The sequence below is a fragment of the Bradyrhizobium sp. 482_C4_N1_8 genome (genome assembly GCF_052075965.1).
Classification (GTDB): domain Bacteria; phylum Pseudomonadota; class Alphaproteobacteria; order Rhizobiales; family Xanthobacteraceae; genus Bradyrhizobium; species Bradyrhizobium barranii.
In genome coordinates, this window is record NZ_CP197231.1 from 1,537,091 (window position 1) to 1,559,914 (window position 22,824).

The following is a 22,824-nucleotide window of genomic DNA, read 5'->3' on the forward strand; positions in this document are numbered from 1 at the left end:
CTTGCGGGGAGAGGCCGGAGCGCATCGAAGATGCGATCCGGGTGAGGGGGACTCTCCACGAGTCCGGTGCCGAAAAATTGCAGATTCTGGTGCCAAATTCGGCACAAACGGCCTTGTCCCGCCAAAAGCTTTAGCGAAGGCGGATTGACAGCCCGCCGCCCCCTTCCTTATATGCCGCGCGTTCGCGAGATCGGCCGTTCCGCCGCTCGCGACCCTGTGGCGGGGTAGCTCAGCTGGTTAGAGCACGGGAATCATAATCCTGGGGTCGGGGGTTCGAGTCCCTCTCCCGCTACCATCTTTCCCCACACCCCTTTGACTTGGTTTGGGAAAGCTTTTTCCCCCAACAGGGCGTTTAACCGGCCTGATATCTCCACCGTTACGCCACCGATGCGTGATGGATCTCGGAACATGGTGACAGTGTCGATCAGGTCTCTGATGGCTTCGGCGGCCTCTCCGTCGCCCGAACTGATACCCTTCGTTAGCGCCTCCTCGAGCCGACCTAGCTGTTCTTCATATCGCTTGAGAATAGTTGGATGCAGCGCGACCTCTTTTGCGGCCGGCGGTTCACTCCGCAACTCTTCAGATATTCGCTCGCGTTCGGCGCCGAGGGCGGTCGATCGCGGACCGAGAATGGATCGATCGCCGTGCCCTTTTGCGATCGCATCCACCAGTCGTTCGATTTCTCGATTCAACTGTCTAAGCGGTTGTTCGAGGCGCTGCCTTTTTCCATTCGATGTGATTGCGAGGCGCTTTCGCTCTTCGAGATAAGTACGCACGTACTCCGCAATAACTTTCGGCGCGCTCAATTCAGCCCGCAAACCACTGAGAACTGCGCTCTCAACCGTGTCTAAATAGAAGGTCCAATTCCACTGGCGGGGGGAATTCTCTCAGAACCGGTGACCTCCCTGTCACCAGCTTCGATGACGCCCGGAGAGTGCGAAGGCACTTGGCCTAACCATTCCCGAGCGCTTTCTGCTGCGCGCTGACAAGGCGGCCATTGCGCTGGTGAGTGTGGAGACCCGGAAATGGCATGGGGCTCGCAATCCGCGAGCCCCGCTGTGCGCTCGGCAATTTCAGGCCTTGTGATGGACAGTCTGCAGGCCGTAGACCGGCGTCGGGATGTTCTCGTAGCGCGCCTTCAACTGCAGGGAAAGGAATTGCGAGTAATGTCGCGACTGATGCAGATTGCCGCCGTGGAACCATAGGCCTTCCTGCTGCGTCGGCTTCCACATGTTGCGCTGCTCACCTTCCCATGGGCCGGGGTCCTTTGTCGTATTCGAACCGAGGCCCCAGACCTTGCCGACTTTGTCGGCCATTTCCGGACTCACGAGATCGGCGACAAAGCCGTTCATCGAGCTATAGCCGGTGGCATAGACGATCACGTCTGCTGGCAATTCCTTGCCGTTGTCGAGCCTGACGCCGTTGGGCGTGATTTCCTCGACCTGTCCAGCGAACAGCTTGATTTTGCCGTCAATGATAAGCTGTGAGGCGCCGACGTCGATGTAATAGCCCGAGCCGCGGCGCAGATATTTCATGAATAGCCCGGAATCGTCGTCACCGAAGTCGAGCCTGAAGCCGGCCTTCTCCAGCCCGGCATAGAAAGCGGCGTCGTCCTGACGGATCTTGTCGTAGACCGGCTTTTGAAACTGATTCAAGATCCGGTAGGGCAGTGAAGCGAAGATCAGATCGGCCTTTGCCGTCGTCATTCCGCCGCGGACGGCGCGTTCGGAATAAAGATCGCCGATACTCTCCATCAGCGAATCCGAGCGCACAATGTGCGTCGTTGAACGCTGCACCATCGTTACGTCGACGCCGGCCTCGTACAGCGCAGCGCAGATGTCATGGGCCGAATTGTTCGAGCCGATCACCGCCACCTTCTTGTTCTTGCCTTTGTAGCCGCCGGAGCCGGGATGGCGTGAGGAATGGTGTTGCTCGCCCTTGAACGTTTCCATGCCTTTGATTTTCGGCATGTTCGGCTTGGCCGACATGCCGGTCGCGAACACAAGTTGCCTGGGCCGCAGAGTAATCTCCTTGCCATCGCGTTCGACGATGACGGTCCATTCCTTCTTGGTGTCGTCCCAACTGGCGCGTTTGGCCGTGGTGTTCGACCAGTAGTTCAGCTCCATGACCTTGGTGTACATTTCCAGCCAATCGCCGATTTTGTCCTTGGGCGAGAACACAGGCCAGTTCTTGGGGAAATCGATGTAGGGCAAGTGATCGTACCAGACGGGGTCGTGCAGGCAGAGCGACTTGTAGCGGTTGCGCCAGGAATCGCCGGCGCGTGCGTTCTTTTCGACGATGATCGTCGGCACACCGAGCTGGCGCAGCCGCGCCCCGAGCGCAATGCCGCCCTGTCCGCCGCCGATAACAAGCACGTAGGGCTGGGTCTTGAAGCCGAGTTGCTCGACTTCCTCGTCACGCAGTTCCTTCCAGGTCTTGGCGCCGGGATTGACGCCATGCCTGGCGCCGAGCGGTCGGCTGAAGCCAGCCTTTTCCTCATGGGCCTTCAGTTCGGCCATGGTTGTCAAGAGCGTCCAGATCTGACCGTTCTGCAGGCGGATGAGTCCATATCCGCGCGCGACCTCGGTCCCGAACGTGATCCAAGATTCGGTCACGCCGCCGGCCTCGGTTGGCGTTTCACCCTCGGCGATTTTCCAGTTGCGCGGCTTCAAATGCGCGAGGCAATGCGCGAGCATGTCGCGGACCTGATCGCGGCCTTCCATGGTCTTGATGTTCCAGGTGAAGGCAACGAGGTCGCGCCAGTAGCATTCCGGAGCGAACATTCCTACGGCGGCGTCGAGATCGCCTGCCGCAAGCGCAGCTTCAAACTTGTCGAGGAAAACCTGGACGCGCGCACTAAGTGTGGTGTCGAGCATCAATTCCTCCCGGGTGTTGTTTGCAATTTTTCTACGCAGGCAGCGTAACCTTACCCCAACCATCGCGGGAATCCAGACTCGCGCGGCAGGGTTCCCGGTCGGCTTCAGCGCCTCTCAGCGCTCGCCTGCAACAACGCCGCTTCGCCCACCGGCGATGGGGTAGACTAAGAGCTCTATTTGCTGCGGTGCATGCGTCCGGAATTTGGCCCGCAGGCTCCTGTAACGGAGGGGCAGAGCATGTCCGCTCTACCCCGGACAGCTCACGACCGCCATGATCCGGCGGACTGCAACCCGATGCCAGTCCCCCACTGAAATCAACGAAACTACTGCTCACCGATTCGCGCTAAGGTGCGGCATGATCCGGGAGATCAGCGATGCGATTGTCTAGCCTTGCCACTCTGGCGCTTGTCGCGGGAGCTTCCAGCCCAACTTATGTTTCTATCGTCCTGGCGGCTTCGGAATGTTCCAGATCAATGGAATTGGCGGATTGGGGCGAGAACTCGACCGGCGACATCAGCGTCGCGTCTGGGGACAGTTGCATCTTCCCGATCACGTTGCGCGGCGCGGCAAGTAGCTCGGAAATCTCGCAAAAGCCAGCACACGGCAAACTGAAGAAGCTCAACGTTGCGACTTACGAGTACAGGACGAGGGCCAGATACAAAGGAAGTGACACCTTTGCCATCAAAGCAACGGGCAAGGGGCCGAAGGCTTCTGGCACATCGGTCATCACAGTGCACGCGACGATCAAGTAGGCGGGTCGAGCATTGGCGTGACGCCGAGTTGATGCGTGTCGCGTGAGGGCAGGGAGCAATAAGCGTGCCTCAACCCGTCCGCGACGCTCCCAGAACAGCACCCGGTGGCGGATCGTGATCAGGGCCTGGTTGAGAACGTAAGCCAACAGCATCGGCGGAAGTGATTTGAAGGCAGGATCCGGAGTGGCCTCAATGCGATTGCGGTCTCGCGCGGGGATGCTCCATCCGCAACTCCGGAGCTGCTTAAGCGGGTTGGGCCCAGACGCAAACTTGGTTTTGCCGGTATTGCAGCTAAGCTGCTCTCCGCTATGCCCAGAAAGACCCAGCCTCAGAGAGTTGGTTTTCGTTGAGCCAGAGGAGTGCCTGACGAAGACTCAATGGGACCAGTCGCTCCCTACCAAGAGGCGGTGGGGCTCCATCTGTTAGATAGAGCATAAAGCCATCTTTGCTTCGGAAAAGTGCTTCTTTTGCCTCACAACATTCAAGGGACTCTACGTCAAGAGTAGGCAAGCTGCGCTGGACGATCAGCTCCATGTTTTGCAGCATGGCGCTCACGACGCAGACTTCCTCTTATCGTGGATGAAATGCACGCCAGCGGCTGGTCCATCCAACCAGACCAACTGACAGCCGCGAAATGCGAGGCCCGTTGACGATAGAACTAGGAAGAACTCTCGCGAGGTTAGGACGTCAGTCGAGCCCTCAACCTCTAGCTTTGCCCCCGTTGCCGAAATGTCTTTGAGAACGCAGACTCGGCTCCAAGTGCCAACCACAGCCATCAAGTTGACGGCGTGCTGATGGGCAAATTGAACACGGTCCGATTTTCTTCGACCAAAGGCCATGCGCGGCAAAAAAATAGAAGTATGAAATATCTGACGTAGAGCGTGTGCCCCAATGATTAACAAGAGTTAGCGATTCGCGCTTTGTAGCTCGACTAATCGCTAGCGAAAATTGGCGAACTTCAGTGAGACAGTGCGCGCCGCCAAAAACGGTAGGAGCCATCGCATCCTCTGGCGGAGCCAGGAGGCGAACGATGCGATCAGTCATTGCCATTGTTGTAACGGTCGGGGCGTCCTCGCCTGTGCTCGCCCTGACGCAGGGGGAGATTGAGGCCAAGTTACGTGCCGCGGGCTATTCGCAGATTCAGGAGGTCCCGAGCGGCAAGATCAAGACCTACCGAGCAATCAAGGAGGGTACGGAGCGGTCGCTCATCGTCGACAGCACCGGCAACATCAAGGAGCTTCGGTAGCGCTCTCGCTGGGTGGCCAGTGTTCGGTCAGGGACGCTGCCGAATACTCGCGCCAGGCGGCCCGCCTACCGTTTGTATCGGTTCACCTGGCGCACGGTCCAGCGGCGGGTGCGGTCTAGCGAGGCCTACCGTTCCGGGAGGTGCGTCGTTGCTGGCCGTACGAGTATCGAGGTGCTCTGACGTGATTGCCGATCCAATGGCGATGGCCAGAGCGATAGCAGATAGGAGTAAAGCTGCTCGATTCGGGTCCATCATTAGACCTCCGCGAAACGGCTCCATAGTGCCGGGATAACGCCGATCTGGTGATTTGGTTCTTAGGTTCGCCCACAAAGGTATCCGAACAACACTCGCGCAATTACGTGTTGGTCGGATAGCGAGGCACAACGATAACGATTGATCAAAAGTCGGAAGCGGTTTTGTGGGTCGACCGCGCAAAAGTGTTGCCCCGATTTGGAGTTAAGCGATGAGAAACGTACCGCATCCAACAATCACGACCCGTCACTCGCTGCTTCTTTCGACCGCTGCCCTTCTCGTTACGACGGCTGACGCGCCCGCAGACGGTCATCTTCGGAGAGCGGGGAGTATTCGAGGCAGTACATCGCCATTACGAGGCCATCGCGCGCCTTCTCGCCCCACTGACCAACCGTAGGGCTGAGGAGGTCGATCCGTCTTAGACCGAACCGATCTAAGATTCCGCCGACTTAAGCCGATCGTTTGCGATGGTTCTTGCGGTGTTTGCCTTGGGGGCGCCCGTGCGATCGCTCCAGTACTTTCGGCAGAGAAGCCGCCGCTGGAGGAGCTATTGGCGAGGCTTGCTCGACCTCAACCGGCTCGGCTGGGTCGGGGGGCCGTATGGCCGGCGTTGCACCCAAGGCAGCCCCCTCGAGTTTGGCAAGGAAGTCGCGTCCTTGGTTCGTGATAGTCCAAGCGCCGCGTTCGCGAGTGATGAGGCCTTGGCTGAACGCATCAAGATCCGGCGCAAGTTCAGCGAGACGCTTCATACGCAACGTCCATTCAGGGCCGCTCGTATAGAAAACCGCGAGATGCAGCTTGATAAGCTCAAGGTTTCCCCGGCCGTCTGGCTGCCCTGCCAAAATCTTCAATATGGAAAGCTGAAAACTCACGCGCGCCACTCGAACGCAACGACTCAATCCTTACAATCTATCGGTTCTGGCCAACGGCTCATAGATCGGCCGTCAAGCTTCTCGCGGAGATGCTTGCTCGGTAAGCCTAACCGCCAAGGTTAATCGTGCCTGGAGGGTCAAAGGCAGACTTCGACAAGATAAAGGCGCTTGTAACGGAACCGATCCAGGTGGCTCCTTCCGTTACCGAAACACATCCGCCGATTCGTTGGACCATAACTCCATCACCGCCAGCTTTTCCAGGATGGTTGGGCGATGAAGTACCGGCGCTTGCCGGTTCGCTGGCGCGGTCCAGATCGGATCTGTGATCGCCTGGCATTTCATGAGCGATCATGAGCAAGGCGGTGCTTTAAGCAAAGTAGGTTTGGTCTTACCGACGCAATACTCCGACGCCGCGGCGCGATCGCGCCCGACGCATTCGAACCGTCGTTCCACAGGTCGAAGTTACATCCGAGTTGCCGTTGGTCTCGGCAGATAGATGCGCGATGCCCGCTCAAAAAAACAGTACCAAGATTGTCGATTGTGGCTGTACCACCGCGCGATGTCATGGCGCTCACGAGTAGGGCGGGATTGCAGGGGCGAACATGCAACATGTGTCATTTGAAAGCGGGTGCGGATGAAAGCTCGCGCCGCCGCGCATGTTCAACGAGCGGTCACTCGTGGTTCTCACGATCGTGATTGGAATAACGAACGCCTATAAGCGTATGGCCATTGGGATTGAAATGCACAGCAAGCTCCGGGACGATTTGAATACGGCAGAGAATGACCATCTTGTCGCGCCTGTTGGCGCTTGTCGCAGTCGCGTTATTGCCCGCTATCTCGATTCAGGCGTACAACGAAGTTAACCTTCGACGCGCGCGCCAAGTGGACGTACAGAATCAGGCGCTCGGTCTCGCTAAGCTCGCCGCCGAACAGCAGCAACAGATCGTTCAGGGCATTCGGCAGGTCCTGATTGCGCTGTCCGAACTCCCTGCGATAAAGGCGAAAGATAGCCAGGGGTGCAATGCGGCGATGGCAGGGATGAGGTCCCGGTTTCCGGCTTTCCTCACTTTCGTCGCGACCGATCTGAGTGGCCAGCCCTTCTGCGATACAAACACAGATCGCAAGCCGGTGAATGTCTCCGGGCGTCCCTACTTTGCGGACGCGTTGAAGACGGGCGCGTTTACGGTGGGACAATTCTCGATCGGTCTGTCCGTCGATCGGAAACTCATTCAGTTCGCGCTGCCTTTCTACGGAGATGATGGTCAGCCAGGGGGCGTCATCATTGCGCCTCTCGGCCTGGACTGGTTAGCGGACTACATCGCGCGCGCGGGTGTTCCGGCGGGAGACGCGCTGGCCATCACCGATCGCAACGGCACCTACCTTGCCCGCTATCCGGACAATGACCGATTTGTCGGTAAGAAATTGGTTCGCGTTGGTGATGAGAGGCAGTATGGCGACGGTCTCGCAGCCGACCTGGTTGATGTCGACGGCGTCGAGAGGATCGTGGGTTTCTCGACTCTCGGGCCCGATTCTGGGGGACTTCGCGTCAGCTTCGGCCTCGACAAGGCGAACGCCTTTGCCGAGATCCAGAGCCGGACCCGACACGACATCTTCCTCATCGCCCTCAGCGCCATGATGGTGCTGGGCCTGACGCTGCTCGGCGCCCGGCAATTCATCCATCGGCCGCTCGGACTATTAGTTGACGCCGCGAACCGATGGCGTCTCGGCGACTATGCTCGCCGTGTGAATATCCGCGGCAGTTCTGAAATCGCGGGCGTAGCCGGCGCCTTCAACACCATGGCCGATGCGCTGGATCGCCGCGAGCAGGAATTGTCCGATGCAAAAGAGAAGGCCGAGGACGCCGCGGCCCGGCTTACGATGCTCTTCGAAAGCACAACCGACAGCGTCGTGATCGTCGACCACGATTGGCGGATCAGCTTCTTCAACCAGAGGGCCTGGTCTCAGATCGCTCAGGGGCGTGATCTGATTGGAATGCACCTGCAGGCGTCGCTTCTGGATGCCGCCGATACGGGAATCGTCGAGCAGCTTCGGGAAGTCATGTCGGACCGCCGTCCGGTTTCGTTCGAAGCGCACTGTCCTCGTCGTGCCGCTTGGTATGCGATCAACGCGTTTCCTTCTGGCGAAGGGATCGCGATCTTCTTTCGAGACGTCACCGAGCAAAAGCATGCCGTGGAGGCGCGCCAGCGCATCGAGGAGCAGCTTCATCAGAGTCAGAAGATGGAGTCCGTCGGACAGCTCACGGGCGGTGTTGCCCATGACTTCAACAACCTGCTTGCCGTCGTTTCGGGAAACCTTGATCTCATCGAGCGCGCGGCAAATGACGGCAAGATCCGGCGCTTCGCCGCGACTGCGCGGCGTGCCGCCGACCGGGGGGCGAAGCTCACCGCACAGCTCCTCGCTTTCTCTCGACGGCAAAAGCTCAACCCTAAACTGATCAATGCCAACGAGCTGATCTCCAACTTCCAGGGGCTCGTCCGTCAGGCGGTCGGCGCAGAATGCGAGGTCAGGCTGAAGATCGACGAGCGATTGTGGCTCTGTCAGGTGGATCCATCCCTGCTGGAGACTGCCCTTCTCAATCTAGCGCTGAACGGCCGCGATGCGATGCCGGGCGGCGGAGTGCTCGAGATCGAGGCGCGGAACGTCGTTCTGGATCGGGAAGCCGTCGCTGGATGTCCGGCCGGATCATATGTGAGGCTGTCCGTCTCGGATACGGGGCAGGGGATGTCTCCCGAGGTGCGAGACCGGATTTTCGAGCCCTTCTTCACTACCAAGGAAGTTGGCAAGGGCACTGGCCTCGGTCTCAGCATGGTGTATGGCTTTGTCCGGCAATCCGGTGGCTATATTTCAGTCGAAAGTGCCCCTAACGCCGGCACCACGATCTCACTGTACCTGCCGAGAGCCAATCAGGAGGCTCGCGACGAGGTGGAAACTGAACAGACCCGGGCTATGCCGGGAGGCTCCGAGCGAATTCTTTTGGTCGAGGACAATGAAGATCTGTTGGAAGTCGTGTCTGCAATGCTGACGAGCTTTGGCTATCGGATTCGCCTTGCTCACAACGGTACCGAAGCCATCCGAATTCTCGACAGCGATCAGGGGTTCGATCTTCTGTTCAGCGATGTTGTCATGCCGAATGGTCCCAATGGCGTCGAGCTTGCTCGCGAAGCAAAGCGGCGGAACAGCAGGATCAAGATATTACTTACGTCGGGCTACGTGGGAGACGTGCTCGCGCGTCACGGGGCGACAGACGAGTTCCCGATTATTCACAAGCCCTTTGGCGTGGCCGAACTCGCTCAACGTCTGCATTCTCTTCTTCAGAAAGAAGATGTTTAGGCAGGCACGAAGCCAGACGGCATCGCCGTCCATAGCGACAATGCGTATTCGTCTCTAGAGCCAGCCATCTTACGGTTCTTGCGGATCAGGTCGAGGCAGCCGTGCTCGAACGCAAAGTCCCTGACGTAACTCAAGGTGGCGCAGATCGCATAGCCAGTACCGGTTGAGCGCATGGTTGCTGCCTCAATTTCGCGAGGGGCACCATGACCGAGCGACTTAAGAGCGTGCTTGCAATGTTTAGTATATAGTGTTTCACTAAACAAATCGAGCTTGGCTGAATCCCTAAGAATCCAGGCAGGCGCGAGGAAACGTCCGTTTAGTCGTTCAGCCCGTGAAGGACTGTATCGCTCTGCTCGAAGCATTCGAGCGGGTTGGAGAGTCGCGCCATGTCGATGGCCGGCCCCACTGGGAGGGAAAGCGTTATGAAACAGACAGTAAAGGCGCTTCTTACTACGTTCGGAGTTCTCGCATCCGCGCTCGGTGTCGGAGTGGGGACTACTCCTGCGCATGCGCAGGCCAAGACCATCACGCTGTGCTGGGCCGCGTGGGATCCTGCCAACGCCCTGGTCGAACTGTCGAAGGATTTCACCGCCAAGACCGGCGTCGGCATGAAGTTCGAGTTCGTGCCGTGGACCAACTATGCCGACCGCTTCCTGAACGAGCTCAATTCGCATGGCTCGCTGTGCGATCTCATCATCGGGGATTCGCAATGGATCGGGGGCGCCGCCGAGAACGGTCAGTACGTCAAGCTCAACGATTTCTTCACAAAGGAAGGAATCAGCATGGACGACTACATGCCGGCGACAGTGGTCGGCTATTCCGAGTGGCCGAAGAACAGCCCGAACTATTGGGCGCTGCCCGCCATGGGTGACGCGGTGGGCTGGACCTATCGCAAAGACTGGTTTGCGCGGCCTGAGATCCAGGCGGATTTCAAGGCCAAGTACGGCCGCGATCTCGCCGTGCCGAAGACGCTCGATGAACTGCGCGACATCGCAAAATTCTTCCAGGGCCGCGAGATCGACGGCAAGAAGGTCTATGGCGCTTCGATCTATACCGAGCGGGGCTCGGAAGGCATCACCATGGGCGTGTCGAACTACCTCTATGATTACGGCTTCCAGTATCAGGATCCGAAGAAGCCGTATTCAATGGACGGGTTCGTCAACTCGCCTGGCGCCGTGAAGGGGCTCGAGGCCTACAAGGAGCTCTACAAGTGCTGCACGCCCCCCGGCGCATCCAACTCCTACATGTCCGAAGGGCTTGATGCGTTCAAGTCGGGGCAAGTCGCGCTTCAGATGAACTTCTTCGCCTTCTTCCCGGGCCTCTACAAAGATCCGAACGTCGGTGGGGACAAGATCGGCTTCTTCAGCAATCCCGCCGGCCCCGCGACTCGGGCGACGCAGCTCGGCGGGCAGGGCATCTCGGTCGTTTCTTATTCCAAGAACCAGGCCGAGGCGCTGCAATATATCAAATGGTTCTCCGGTGGAGATGTGCAGAAGAAGTGGTGGGCGCTAGGCGGCTATTCCTGCGCCAAGTCAGTGTTGAACGATCCGGGCTTCCCGAACAGCGCGCCGTTTGCCGGCGAGTTTTTGAAGTCGATGGGAATGGTCGTCGACTTCTGGGCCGAGCCTTCCTATGCCCAACTCCTGCAAGCCGAACAGAAGCGCGTGCATGACTACGTGGTGGCGGACAAGGGCACCGCGCAGGAAGCGCTCGATGGCCTGGTCAAGGACTGGAAGGCGATCTTCAAGGAAGAAGGCAAGAAGTTCTAGGGCAAACGCCTGGAGCGCACGCCGAGCGCGCTCCAGGCTCTCTTCGGTAGAACCCGCAGGCGTCGCATAGTCGACAATCGCGACGCCAGGATTGACCAGGGCCATGAACGATTTGAGCACTTCGTCGCAGATCACCTACCGGGCCGTCCCGATCCGACCAGGCGTGATACGTCGTATCCGCGGCCTTTCGGACCAGGCGCTCGCATGGCTCTTCATCACGCCGACGATCGTGCTGCTGCTGGCGATCAATATCTTCCCGCTGGTATGGACGATCTACCTGTCATTTACCAACTACCGCGCCAATCGGCCGAACGCGCCGACGCTATGGCTGGGGACCGATTGGTACCAGTCGATCCTGACCGATCCGGATATCTGGGCGGCAATGCAGGTCACGGCGCATTTCGTGGTTTGGACCGTGCTGATCGAGACTGTGCTCGGATTCGGCCTTGCGTTCCTGATCGACAAGAAATTCCGTGGCCATGGCCTGTGGACCACGATCATTCTGTTGCCGATGATGCTCTCACCAGCGGTTGTCGGCAATTTCTGGACCTTCCTCTATCAGCCGCAGATCGGGCTGTTCAACTACGTGGTCGCCTTCTTCACGGGGCGCGGCGCTTCGTCGTTCCAGATGCTGGGAGACGTGACCCTCAGCCCGTGGGCCATCGTCATCGTCGACGCCTGGATGTGGACGCCTTACGTGATGCTGATTTGCCTGGCGGGGCTGCGGTCGATCCCGGATTACATTTATGAGGCAGCGGAGGTCGACCGCGCGTCGAATTGGCGGCAGTTCTGGTCGATCACGCTGCCGATGGCTCTGCCGTTCATCATGCTCGCGGTGCTCTTTCGCGGGATCGAGAATTTCAAGATGTTCGACATGGTCAACCTCCTGACCGGAGGAGGGCCGGGCTCGACCACGGAAGTCGCTTCGATCACACTGAAGCGCGCGGCCTTTGAGAGTTGGCGAACCGGCTATTCCTCGGCCTTCGCGATCATTCTGTTCGTGACAGTGTTTGGCCTTGCCAACATCTACGTCAAGGCGCTGAACCGGGTGAAAAGCAGATGAGCGCCTCAAATGCAGCCCACTCAGTCGTCGAACCGTCGACCGGCACTCGCCGCTTTGCCGGTCTGCTCGTCATACTCTATGCCATCATAACGATGGTTCCGCTGATATGGATCGTGCTCACCTCGTTCAAGTCGCCTGACGATGCGATCTCCTATCCGCCGAAGGTCCTCTTCAAGCCCTCCCTTGAAGGCTATTGCAATGTCTTCACAACACGCTCGCGTCAGACTCAGGAGTTTATCCAGACGCTGGGGCCGCCGCAGGGGCTTTGTGACAACATCGCGCGCAGCCGCAACATGGTTGTCGCCGGGCCGTCGAACTACGTGCCGCGCTTCATCAACTCGCTGATCATCGCCTTTGGCTCGACGGTGCTTGCCGTCGCGCTCGGTACGCTCTCGGCTTATGGTTTTTCGCGCTTCCGCGTGCCTCTCAAGGACGACCTCCTGTTCTTCATTCTGTCGACCAGAATGATGCCGCCAATCGCGGTCGCGATCCCGATCTACCTGATGTACCGGACCGTCGGGCTATCGGATACCCGTCTCGGGATGATCCTGCTCTACACTTCGGTGAACGTCTCGCTCGCTGTCTGGCTACTCAAGGGCTTCATCGACGAAATCCCGCGTGAATACGAAGAAGCGGCAATGATCGATGGCTATACGCGCTTTCAGGCGTTCGTGAAGGTGGTTCTACCGCAGGCGACGACGGGGATCGCGGCGACGGCGATTTTCTGCCTTATTTTTGCGTGGAACGAATACGCCTTTGCTGTGCTTCTGACCTCTGGCAACGCTCAGACCGCGCCCCCATTCATTCCGATCATCATTGGCGAAGGCGGCCAGGATTGGCCGGCCGTAGCCGCCGGCACGACGATCTTTCTTGTGCCGATCGTCGTGTTCACGGTGCTGCTTCGCAAGCATCTTCTGCGCGGGATTACCTTTGGGGCCGTTCGCAAATGAACCTTGATGTGAACACGTCAACGCCGAACGTTAACCTGACGAGCAGAATGTTGCGGCGCGGTCCGCTGGAGGCCATCGCGACGGCGATCATTGCCGCAGGCGTGGTCATGCTGATGCAGCCGTTTTTTCTGACGCTTTATTCCTGGTCTTTCGCGGTCACTCTCTTTGGGACGGTGATGTTCACGATCGTCTCGAAGGTCCGGGAGTAGCGCTCGATGGCACAGATCAGGGTTGAAGCGCTCAACAAATCCTTTGGAGAGTTTCACGCAGTCAAGGGCGCGAGCTTTACGGTGGATGACGGCCAGTTCCTTTGTCTGCTTGGGCCGTCCGGCTGCGGCAAAACGACAACGCTGCGGATGATTGCAGGACTGGAATTGCCGACATCCGGCACGATCAGGCTCGACGGTGAGGACGTGACGATGAACCGTGCCTCCGCGCGAGATATCGCCTTCGTCTTCCAGCTATTTGCGCTCTATCCGCACATGAATGTCCGGCGCAATATCGGCTTTCCGCTTAAATGCGAGGGCATCGGAGCCGCGGAGTGCGACCGGCGCGTGGTGGAGGCCGCTCGGATCCTGCGTATCTCCCACCTCCTTGATCGGTCGGTTTCGACCCTCACCGGCGGCGACCGTCAGCGCGTCGCGCTTGGGCGGGCGATCGTCCGCAAGCCGAAGTGCTTCCTGATGGACGAGCCGCTCGGAGCGCTCGATACCGAGATGCGCGAGGCGATGATCCAGGAATTGCGCGCGCTGCATGACCGGCTTGGCGCGACCACCGTTTACGTCACGCATGATCAACTGGAGGCCATGGCAATGGCGGACCTGATTGCGGTGATGAACAACGGCGTGGTCGAGCAGATTGCGAGTCCGCGCGACATTTATGACCGGCCTGTTTCGCTCTTCGTCGCGGACTTCATCGGTTCTCCAGCGATGAATTTCCTGCCGTTTCGCGGCAGCCTGCAAGCCGGGGCGCAGGCGATCCGGCTCGGGGATCGCGACGTTGCGATACCCACCGCACGCGAGGCTCTGGTGGAGAGCGACCTTGTCCTGGGCGTCAGACCCGAGCATGTGCGTTTTTCCGATAGCGGCATGGTGCGGGGCGAGATCTATGGGTCGGAATATCTCGGCACGACGCAGATCGTGACGGTGACGACGCCTTACGGCGCTCTCAAGGCCCGCTCGCCCGCCAGCATGCCCTTTCGGATTGGGATGAATGTCGGGCTCGATTTTCGGCCCGATACGTTGTCGCTCTTCGACCAGGGGTCGGGACGGGCAATACGCACCGCATTGCACGAGGGAGGCAAGCATGGCTGAAGTCGAGATCGGGGCGGTCTCCAAGGCGTTTGGCAAGACGCAAGCCGTCGTCGATCTGTCCCTCACCATTGGAGATGGCGAATTTGTTGCGTTGCTGGGGCCGACCGGCGCCGGCAAGACAACGACGCTGCGTCTCGTTGCCGGATTAGAGGCGCCCGACAGCGGCTCGGTCCGCATCGACGGACGCGATGTGACCAGTGATGCGCCGGCGGATCGTGACGTCGCCTTCGTATTCCAGCAATATTCGTTGTACCCGCATCTGACCGTGTTCGAGAACATGGCCTTTGCGCTACGCGCGCCGACTCGGCGCCTGCCGGAGGCCGAAATTCGCGCAAAGGTCGAACAGGTTGCGCGTCTTCTCCATATCGAGGCCAAGCTCCACAGCAAGGCGACCCAGTTGTCGGGCGGGCAGATGCAGCGCGTTGCGATTGGCCGCGCTCTGGTGCGCTCGCCCTCGATCTACCTGATGGACGAGCCGCTTTCTTCGCTCGATGCCAAGCTGCGCGGTGAAATGCGCCTGGAGCTTAAGCGCATCCAGATCGATCTCGGCGCGACGATCCTCTACGTCACCCACGATCAAACCGAGGCTATGACCATGGCATCGCGCATCGGCGTGATGGAGGCCGGGCGGCTGATGCAGATCGGCACGCCGCGCGAGATTTACGAGAACCCGGTCAACGCCTATGTCGCTGCCCGGCTCGGCCAGCCGATGATCAACCTGCTGCCGGCAACTCTGTTTGCCGGCGTTCCGCCCGGCGTTAAGACGATTGGCGCTCGTACCGAGCACCTGGCGATCGCACGCAGCGGCGGGGACGTGTCGGCCACCGTCACGCGGGTCGAACATCTCGGCGACCAGAGCCATGTCCATCTCGATCTCGGCGGCCAACCTGTCGTGACGTTGGCGGACCCTGAGGCGAGGTTAGACGTCGGCGACGTCGTGTCGCTACGCCTTAACAGGCCGCTGTTCTTCGATGCGGCCGGCGGGAGGGTCGCGGCATGAGTCTCGATCGGACCTCTAGGGAGAATCTGGTGCGGGCGCTTGCGGAATCGGTGATCCAGCACGCCGACGAACTGACCAGCCTCGACCAGGCGATCGGTGACGGCGATCATGGGCTGAACATGAAACGCGGCTTCGAGGCTGTGCTCGCGACGTTGCCCGGCCTTGCGGACAAGTCTCTGCCAGAAATGCTGAAGTCGATCGGAATGACGCTGGTCATGAAGGTTGGCGGAGCTTCTGGGCCGCTGGTTGGCACCTTCTTCATGGAGTTGGGCAAGGCGCTTCCAGAGCAGCCAACACGCGCGGAGTTTGTCGCGGCTACGGATATGGCAATCAATGCCGTAAAGGCGCGCGGACGCTCGGAGGCAGGACAGAAAACCTTGCTGGATGTCCTGGTGCCCGTGCAAGCGGTATTGGCTGCAGGCGGCGATGCGCGGGCGATTGCGTTAGAAGCGGTGCAGGCGGCCGATCGCACGACGCCGATGCTCGCTATTCGCGGCAGGGCTTCTTTTCTCGGCGAACGCTCCATTGGTCACATGGACCCCGGTTCGCGCTCAACGTCCCTGTTGATCGGGGCTGCAGTCAAAGTATTGGAATTCGAGGCAAGGTCATGAACAATCCAAATGGCGGCAATGTCGGAATCGTTATCGTTTCACATTCGCCCAAGATAGCGGAAGGCGCGGCAGATATGGTGCGCCAGATGGTGGGCAATGCGGTGCCGCTCGCCTGGACCGGCGGCGATGTCGATGGAGGGCTCGGCACGAATGTTGCTGGAATCCTGGAGGCGATCGAGGCGGCGTGGTCCGCAGCAGGTGTGGCTGTGCTCGTTGATCTCGGTGGAGCGGAGACAAATTCCGAGATGGCGGTGGAAATGTTGGCTGAAGATCGAAGGGCGCGCGTCGTCGTCTGCAATGCTCCGGTGGTCGAAGGAGCGGTGATTGCAGCGACGGAATCCTCGGGTGGCTCATCGCTCGCAGCCGTCAAGCGTAGCGCGGAGGAATTCTATGCATGATGCCCACGCCAGCCGGGCAGCTGAGACGTCGGTGCCGCTGACCGCCTCGGCGGTTCTCGTCAACAAGGTCGGACTTCATGCGCGGCCGTCGGTCAAGCTCACGCAGTGTGCGAAGAGGTTTGCCGCAAAGATCGAACTCGCCCTCTCTGGAGACGGGCCTTGGACGGATGCCAAGAGTCCGGTGAAGGTGATGCGTGTAAAAGCTCCGCAGGGGGCGACGCTGCATTTCCGGGTCGCCGGACCGGACGGAGAGGTGGCGCTTGCTGCCATGCTTGCGCTTGTGCATGACGGTTTTGGTGAGGCTTAACGGCAGTGGCAGAGATCCAACTTATCGGCCGTGCCGCATCGCCGGGCCTCGCGTTCGGGCCGGTCGCCGTGCTGACTGCGGCCGTGGCCGGGCGAATGGCGAGCGAGGATCCGGAGCAGGAGGCTGCAGCGCTGCGGGCGGCGATTGGGGGGGCGAGGGCGCAACTGGCCGAGCAGATCAAGACGATTCAGAGTGAGGCGGCAGACATTCTGGAGTTCCAGGCCGCCATGTTGGAAGACGATGCACTCACAGATACGGCATATGAACTTATCGCGATCGGGATCGCTGCCGACCATGCCTGGCGCCGGGCACTCGACCTAGAGATCGCCGGCTATCGCGCGGCTGAAGATGAATATTTCCGTGCCCGGGCCGTTGATATCGTTGACATCCGCGATCGCGTGCTTGCGCATCTGGGCGGTGTGGATGTTGTCGCCGGAATCGCGGGCGGTTCGATTGTTGCGGCTGAAGATATCACGCCTTCGACCTTTCTTGCGACTGACTGGTCGCAAGGCGGCGCGATCGCGCTGGCCAGTGGCTCACCTTCCTCGCATGTCGCCATGTTGGCGCGAGCGCGCGGGGCGCCGATGGTCGTTGGGTTAGGTCCGTTGTCGTGGCATGGACAGCCACCCGTCTTGGCGCTGGTGGACGGCGACGCCGGAAGGGTCATCTTCGATCCGGAGCCGGAGACCATCCGTCTCTTTGAGCTGCGTATGGCGGCTGCGAAGGCCGAACTGGCTGTCGCCGAGGAGACCAGCCTTGCGCCTGCCTTCGTCGCCAATGGTCGGCGGATAGCGGTTCTGCTCAATGTCGCCGGGCCTGAAGACCTTGCAAACCTTGATTCCGCAATTTGCGACGGCATCGGCCTTGTACGCACGGAATTCCTGTTCGAGGCAGCCCACGGCCTGCCGGACGAGGAAACGCAATACAGGGTCTATCGAGACATTCTCGTCTGGGCCCAAGATAAGCCGGTGACGATCCGGACCTTGGATGCAGGCGGAGACAAGCAGGTTCCCGGTTTGACGGTCGAAGGTGAGAGCAATCCGTTTCTCGGCCTCCGCGGTATCCGCCTCTCGCTCGCGCGGCCGGAGGTGTTTCGCATGCAGCTCCGCGCGCTCTGCCGTGCGGCTGTCCATGGCACGCTGAAAGTGATGTTGCCCATGGTTGCGGTCCCGTCGGAATTGGACCGCGCGAACGAAATACTTGACGCGGAGTTCACAGCCCTCCAAGCGAAAGGAGTTGCCTGCGCTCGACCGCCGCTCGGCATTATGGTCGAGGTTCCAGCGGCGGCGCTCTGTGCAGCGGATTTTGGCGCTGCATTCTATTCCATCGGTTCGAACGATCTAACCCAGTACACCATGGCGGCGGCGCGCGACATCGGCGCAGTCGCTGACCTCAATGATACCAGCAATCCGGCTGTGCTGGCACTGATAGCCGCGACCGTCGAGGCCGGGCTAAAGCGAGGCGTCGAGGTTTCGCTCTGTGGCGACGCCGCGGCCAACACTCACCTCACGGCGGCGCTGCTCGCGACCGGATTGACAACTCTCTCTGTGTCGCCGATTGCCGTCGCACGGCTCAAGGCCGCAATCGCAAAGGTGAGTTCATGAGGGACGATGTCGGCAAGGACACGCCCGGTGACAAGAATGTCGCAGAATACAAAATAATCCTGCGAAAGGTACTCGACAATCGGCCCTCGGGGACGCGCCTGAAGCTTGCGGCGGCGCTGGGCAAGAATCGTTCGTTCGTGAGTCAAATCACGAATCCGGCTTATCTGGTGCCGATCCCGGCGAAGCATGTCGCGGTCATCTTCGACGTCTGCCATCCGTCCAGCGCCGAGCGTGCGGCATTTCTCGATGCGTATGGCCGCGCGCACCCCGGAAGACTGCGCGCACCCCACCGCGAAGCGCGCACGCGTGTCATTACCGTGACCGTTCCTGAACTTGGTGACGACAAGAAGAATCGTGCGCTCGAGCAGCTCATCGTGGATTTAGCCGCGCAGCTCGCGCGCTTTGCGGAAAGCGTCGGTTAGCCATTGAATCGAACTTTAGACCGGACTGGGAGAACGCTCATGAAAAAGCTGATCAACAGCGCCGATACTGTACTCGAAGAAAGTCTTGACGGCCTCGCCGCAGCGCACGCCGATATCCTGCTTCTCGGCGCCGAGCGCAAATTTGTGCGCCGTCGCACGTTGAAACCGGGCAAGGTTGCGCTGATTTCGGGAGGCGGCTCGGGACATGAGCCGCTGCATGCGGGCTTTGTCGGCCTGGGCATGCTCGACGCGGCTTGTCCTGGCCAGGTCTTCACCTCGCCGACGCCAGATCAGATGATCGAGGCTGCGGAGGCCGTCGACACCGGCGCAGGTGTGCTGTTCATCGTCAAAAACTACGAAGGCGATGTGATGAATTTCACCATGGCAGCCGAGATGGCCGGCCGAGAAGTCGCAAGCGTGGTGACGAACGACGACGTGGCGGTCGAAAAGTCGACCTACACGACCGGTCGTCGCGGTGTCGCTGGAACGTTGATCGTGGAAAAAATGGTCGGCGCCGCTGCCGAGACCGGAATGCCGCTTGCCGCGCTCAAGGCGCTCGGCGATGAAGTCAACCGGCGTACGCGCTCGATGGGGGTAGCTCTATTGCCATGCACTGTGCCGGCCGCCGGACGGCCAAATTTCACGTTGGCCGACGATGAAATGGAAATGGGCGTCGGCATTCATGGCGAGCCTGGCCGGCGCAGGGTACCGTTGGCTTCCGCCGATGCGATCGCCGCCGAGGTGCTCGACGCGATCCTGAAGGATCTTGCGCCGAGCAAGGGCAGCGAAGTGCTGCTTCTCGTTAACGGATTTGGTGCGACGCCTCTGATCGAACTCTATCTGATGGTCAATGTCGCAAAGCGGACTCTGGATCGCGCGGGGATCACGGTGACGCGCTTCCTGACCGGTTCCTACGTCACATCCCTCGACATGGCCGGTGTCTCGATCACCGTATCGGTGCTCGATCGCAAAGCCACGACATTATGGGATGCCCCGGTGCAGACCGCAGCTCTGCGTTGGGGCGTCTGATTTCCGCGCGCGGCTCATTTTTTGCTGATATCGCAGATCTGCGTCGTGTGGGGAGAGGCGTTAGCGGTCTCCTGACTCGCACCCTGACGCCTCATCTTGTCGGTTCTCGCGAGCCGGGCCGCCCGTGCCGGGTGTGCCCGCCGCCTCCCTTTGTGCCCGGAGCCCCGTCATCCGCTATCCGTAGCGGCTTGCCTGTCCCGCGCGACCGGGCGCATCCTCTCTCGCATGGGCAGCAATCGTTCGAGTAGAGGAGCAGAACAGATGAGCGACCTTGTCGTAATTGCATTTCCAACCGAGGCGAAGGCGGAGGAAGTTCGTCAAAAATTGCTGGCCATGCAGAAGGAGTATTTGATCGAACTCGGCGATGCCGTGATCGCGGTGAAAGACAGCAACGGAAACATCAAACTAAATCAACTGATCAATACCACGGCTGCTGGTGCGGCTACTGGCGCCTTTTGGGGCACGCTGATTGGCCTGATCTTTTTGATGCCGCTTGCTGGTGCTGCCCTTGGCGTCGCGTCCGGCACACTCAGCGGATATTTAACGGATGTCGGCATCAACGACAAATGGATGAAAGAGACCGCTGCCGCCGTTCAACCCGGAACCGCAGCGCTCTTCGTACTGGTGCGCAAAGTCACGGCAGACAAGGTTCTTGAGAGGCTAAAAGGCGAAGGCGGCACGGTGCTAAAGACTTCTCTCGACCACACTAAGGAAGCCGCCTTGCAAGCGGCGCTGGCGGAGGTCAAAGCGGCGGTACCGGCGGCTTCGCCTCCTGATTTGCCGGGCGCTTGAAACGATGGCGACCGCCTGCCGACGACCGCTCCCGGCATTACCGCAGCCCTCTCTGGCCAGTGACGCCGCGCCGGGTGCGGTCATTGGTGCAGTTCCGGGTCCTTTGTGAGGGCCAGAGGCAAGTGCCGGGACCGCGCGACCGCGCCGTATGAATATATTTGCAATTCATCATACCGCGTTAAATTTAGTGAGATCCGTTCACGTGCCTGAGCCCGAGGCACAGCGTTGACCTAGATCAAACCATTGATGGCGGTGACGTTCTTCTGAACGGAGAGGGCCGCCGGGTGAGTGTTCGGCTGGGCTTGTTCTTTAATTCCCAGGATTTTGATCTATTTCGCCAAATGCGTGAGGGATGCAGATGTCGGACAATCCCATCGACGTGATCGAAGCCGCCATTCGCTCCGCCTTCACCAGTTACCCAAAGGAAGACGACCCGGATTGGAGAAGTCCGCACTGGATCAAGTCTGAAGAGTGCACGCACTTGGCACAGGGCATACTGCTGGAATTGCACGCAAACGGATTTGAAATCGTGAAGAGGCAGACCTGATAGATCGGCGGCGGGCCCGCGCAATTGGTCATTTGAAGTGACCAGATCTCGCGACGTGACACAGGCTCGACCCAGGCGGCCAAGGCGCGCCGCTCGACCGGCACCTTGCGGGCGTTACCATTCTTGCCCGTGCGCTTCCCAACTGCGGCAGATGTCGCAGTTGATTTCTTTCGCTCGAACCTTCGTTGCGGCATCGCCTCTGCGCCAGTGCCGCCGGCCGCACCGCCTCGACCGCCTCGATCACGCCAGAGGCGCGTGGGAAAGGGAGGGAGAGCTTAAATGGAGCGGGCTGATGGCAAGAGCGGTCAGACGCGAACCAACGATGCCCCTATTTGCTTTCCGGGGTCCCTCGGAGACCAGGGCCAAACGGGGGTGATCGATTGTCGCACTTGCGCCACATGGCGCGCCGCCTTTGTGTACGGGACCGCATAAAAATTAAACCAGGAATGCGCGATGGCAAAAATCCTCGTTGGCGTTGTTGCGATGCGCCGAACAATGTACGCTCGGCGAGCGGCTCAGGCTGTATGTCGAAGAGAACTTCCATAATGCTTGAAGAAGTTATCAAGCTTCACTGGTTCGCCGGTATCTCGCCAGAACAGTCTTTTACCGAGGCTGGCCGCCACTGCGAGGCGGTGGTGGCCGCCGATTAAAGTATGGTCATCGGATGCTGTTGCGATGATCTCGCCGTCTTCGTCCACGATTTTCATGTGCTGCCTCCAATCCAGCGTGCGGCCAGGCCGCCGCGATGGTGCGCAATCTATCTAACCTTATGCGGGCCCTGGGCGTTCCAACCCATGAAGATCACGGCTTCCGTATTCGACATGCGCCACATCGCCGCCCTTTATGTACCAACTGGCAAGGCCCGATTGCAGAGGGCGCGCGCCAGCACTCGACGGTCCCGGACCTGGAAGCCGCCCGGCGATGACAAATGGGCAAATTGTTTGTTGTGGATCAATTCCAAGGTGCCCAGACAGTCGTACGCTGCGCCGAAAATGAGGGAGGTTCCACATGGCATCAATCTTCTCGACGCCCCATCCAGAAAAATGCCCTCAATGTGGTTCTGGGTTGGTCCATCTAGAGTGGCGTGAGCGCGTCAATGCCCAAGAAATCCATGACCTTTGGCGCTGCTTTAACTGCAAAAGCGAGTTTGTCACCGCCGCCACTCCTGATGAGAGAGAACCCTCGGTCGTCGAGATAACCAAGCCCTTCTTTACGAGCCTAGTAGTCTAATCGACTGGCGTGGCTCGCGCTTTACTTGACGCCTTGACCGCCGACGCGCGCCGTTCGGCGGAGATCGTGCGGCGTGAAGCGCTTGAGGCCCAATAAATCACAGAGCCGGGGCGTCTTGCTCTTGTCCTCGTTCCGGCGCCAAACGCCACTCTTTGCGACGATTGAGCAAATAGGTCCTTGCCGTTACCTACTGTGAGCTTCGTCAGGCAGGATGCGAACGAGCAAGCGCATCCGGTCCTCCACTGGCCCAGGAAACAGGCTAAGGTTGCAGCCCCCATCAAGGGTCAAAAGGACAAGCTCGATGACCACAATCAAGTTCTTGGCGACTGGATTGATCGCGATCACCGTCCTTACAACGACCGCCGTGGCTCGCGAGAAATTCGCAGCCGGGCCAACGCGCATCACGGTGTACGGCAAGCCCTGTCATATATTCAATACCG

Annotated in this window: 21 protein-coding genes and 1 tRNA gene; 18 read left to right on the forward strand and 4 right to left on the reverse strand. The window is 59.7% G+C overall.

Translation table 11 applies throughout. From position 1 onward, the window contains the following. The first annotated feature begins 218 nt into the window (after positions 1-218). Positions 219-295 (forward strand) — tRNA-Met (locus AB7Z56_RS07230). Between the two features lie 778 nt (positions 296-1,073). On the opposite strand, the gene AB7Z56_RS07235 is transcribed toward AB7Z56_RS07230, so the two are convergent. Next, positions 1,074-2,876 (reverse strand): flavin-containing monooxygenase, encoded by a 1,803-nt coding sequence (locus AB7Z56_RS07235; RefSeq protein WP_283017542.1) that lies wholly within the window; start codon positions 2,874-2,876, stop codon positions 1,074-1,076. Between the two features lie 374 nt (positions 2,877-3,250). Here AB7Z56_RS07235 and AB7Z56_RS07240 point away from each other — a divergent pair, with 374 nt between their 5' ends. Continuing rightward, on the forward strand, positions 3,251-3,628 hold the full coding sequence (locus AB7Z56_RS07240) for a hypothetical protein (RefSeq protein ID WP_063981209.1): 378 nt from the start codon (positions 3,251-3,253) through the stop codon (positions 3,626-3,628). A 551-nt stretch (positions 3,629-4,179) separates the two neighbouring features. Here the strand turns inward: AB7Z56_RS07240 and AB7Z56_RS07245 are convergent. Continuing rightward, on the reverse strand, positions 4,180-4,467 hold the full coding sequence (locus tag AB7Z56_RS07245) for a PilZ domain-containing protein (RefSeq protein WP_084794970.1): 288 nt from the start codon (positions 4,465-4,467) through the stop codon (positions 4,180-4,182). A 191-nt stretch (positions 4,468-4,658) separates the two neighbouring features. Between AB7Z56_RS07245 and AB7Z56_RS07250 the strand changes: the two genes are divergently transcribed. Continuing rightward, entirely contained in the window at positions 4,659-4,874 is a 216-nt protein-coding gene (locus AB7Z56_RS07250) for a hypothetical protein (protein ID WP_063981210.1), read from the forward strand. Between the two features lie 701 nt (positions 4,875-5,575). Here AB7Z56_RS07250 and AB7Z56_RS07255 read toward each other — a convergent pair. Next, a complete protein-coding gene (locus AB7Z56_RS07255) occupies positions 5,576-5,998 on the reverse strand; it encodes a hypothetical protein (protein ID WP_084795334.1) in 423 nt (140 codons plus the stop codon). Between the two features lie 780 nt (positions 5,999-6,778). Between AB7Z56_RS07255 and AB7Z56_RS07260 the strand changes: the two genes are divergently transcribed. The 15 genes from AB7Z56_RS07260 (at position 6,779) to AB7Z56_RS07330 (ending at position 21,154) form a co-directional block, all read left to right on the forward strand. Further along, on the forward strand, positions 6,779-9,349 hold the full coding sequence (locus AB7Z56_RS07260; protein WP_283017541.1) for an ATP-binding protein: 2,571 nt from the start codon (positions 6,779-6,781) through the stop codon (positions 9,347-9,349). A gap of 422 nt (positions 9,350-9,771) precedes the next feature. Further along, a complete protein-coding gene (locus AB7Z56_RS07265; RefSeq protein ID WP_063981213.1) occupies positions 9,772-11,118 on the forward strand; it encodes an ABC transporter substrate-binding protein in 1,347 nt (448 codons plus the stop codon). A gap of 103 nt (positions 11,119-11,221) precedes the next feature. Then, positions 11,222-12,181: a carbohydrate ABC transporter permease gene (locus AB7Z56_RS07270; protein WP_014492573.1), complete on the forward strand. Its 960-nt coding sequence runs from the start codon at positions 11,222-11,224 to the stop codon at positions 12,179-12,181. Continuing rightward, positions 12,178-13,131: a carbohydrate ABC transporter permease gene (locus AB7Z56_RS07275; protein WP_028150087.1), complete on the forward strand. Its 954-nt coding sequence runs from the start codon at positions 12,178-12,180 to the stop codon at positions 13,129-13,131. Before AB7Z56_RS07270 ends, AB7Z56_RS07275 begins: the two co-directional genes overlap by 4 nt. After that, the gene (locus AB7Z56_RS07280; protein ID WP_063981214.1) at positions 13,128-13,340 is read left to right on the forward strand and encodes a hypothetical protein; all 213 of its coding nucleotides are present in this window, start codon (positions 13,128-13,130) and stop codon (positions 13,338-13,340) included. Before AB7Z56_RS07275 ends, AB7Z56_RS07280 begins: the two co-directional genes overlap by 4 nt. A gap of 6 nt (positions 13,341-13,346) precedes the next feature. Continuing rightward, positions 13,347-14,444 carry an ABC transporter ATP-binding protein gene (locus tag AB7Z56_RS07285; protein ID WP_063981215.1) on the forward strand — a complete coding sequence of 366 codons (1,098 nt, stop codon included), beginning with the start codon at positions 13,347-13,349 and terminating at the stop codon, positions 14,442-14,444. Continuing rightward, complete coding sequence (locus AB7Z56_RS07290) at positions 14,437-15,444, forward strand: ABC transporter ATP-binding protein (protein WP_063981216.1); 1,008 nt, start codon at positions 14,437-14,439, stop codon at positions 15,442-15,444. Before AB7Z56_RS07285 ends, AB7Z56_RS07290 begins: the two co-directional genes overlap by 8 nt. Further along, on the forward strand, positions 15,441-16,055 hold the full coding sequence (gene dhaL / locus AB7Z56_RS07295) for a dihydroxyacetone kinase subunit DhaL (protein ID WP_063981217.1): 615 nt from the start codon (positions 15,441-15,443) through the stop codon (positions 16,053-16,055). Before AB7Z56_RS07290 ends, dhaL begins: the two co-directional genes overlap by 4 nt. After that, complete coding sequence (gene dhaM / locus AB7Z56_RS07300) at positions 16,052-16,453, forward strand: dihydroxyacetone kinase phosphoryl donor subunit DhaM (protein WP_028150082.1); 402 nt, start codon at positions 16,052-16,054, stop codon at positions 16,451-16,453. The genes dhaL and dhaM overlap by 4 nt, the downstream gene beginning before the upstream one ends. Then, positions 16,446-16,760: an HPr family phosphocarrier protein gene (locus AB7Z56_RS07305; RefSeq protein WP_063981218.1), complete on the forward strand. Its 315-nt coding sequence runs from the start codon at positions 16,446-16,448 to the stop codon at positions 16,758-16,760. Before dhaM ends, AB7Z56_RS07305 begins: the two co-directional genes overlap by 8 nt. Before the next feature lie 5 nt (positions 16,761-16,765). Further along, positions 16,766-18,364, forward strand: a complete 1,599-nt coding sequence (gene ptsP, locus AB7Z56_RS07310; protein WP_063981219.1) for a phosphoenolpyruvate--protein phosphotransferase — start codon at positions 16,766-16,768, stop codon at positions 18,362-18,364. Beyond that, on the forward strand, positions 18,361-18,786 hold the full coding sequence (locus AB7Z56_RS07315) for a hypothetical protein (protein ID WP_063981220.1): 426 nt from the start codon (positions 18,361-18,363) through the stop codon (positions 18,784-18,786). Before ptsP ends, AB7Z56_RS07315 begins: the two co-directional genes overlap by 4 nt. 39 nt (positions 18,787-18,825) lie before the next feature. Beyond that, positions 18,826-19,815 (forward strand): dihydroxyacetone kinase subunit DhaK, encoded by a 990-nt coding sequence (gene dhaK / locus AB7Z56_RS07320; RefSeq protein ID WP_063981221.1) that lies wholly within the window; start codon positions 18,826-18,828, stop codon positions 19,813-19,815. 261 nt (positions 19,816-20,076) lie between these two features. After that, positions 20,077-20,607 carry a DUF1269 domain-containing protein gene (locus AB7Z56_RS07325; RefSeq protein ID WP_028150077.1) on the forward strand — a complete coding sequence of 177 codons (531 nt, stop codon included), beginning with the start codon at positions 20,077-20,079 and terminating at the stop codon, positions 20,605-20,607. A 358-nt stretch (positions 20,608-20,965) separates the two neighbouring features. After that, positions 20,966-21,154 carry a hypothetical protein gene (locus AB7Z56_RS07330; protein ID WP_223153873.1) on the forward strand — a complete coding sequence of 63 codons (189 nt, stop codon included), beginning with the start codon at positions 20,966-20,968 and terminating at the stop codon, positions 21,152-21,154. A gap of 515 nt (positions 21,155-21,669) precedes the next feature. On the opposite strand, the gene AB7Z56_RS07335 is transcribed toward AB7Z56_RS07330, so the two are convergent. Further along, positions 21,670-21,861 (reverse strand): hypothetical protein, encoded by a 192-nt coding sequence (locus AB7Z56_RS07335; RefSeq protein WP_028150075.1) that lies wholly within the window; start codon positions 21,859-21,861, stop codon positions 21,670-21,672. Between the last annotated feature and the right edge of the window lie 963 nt (positions 21,862-22,824).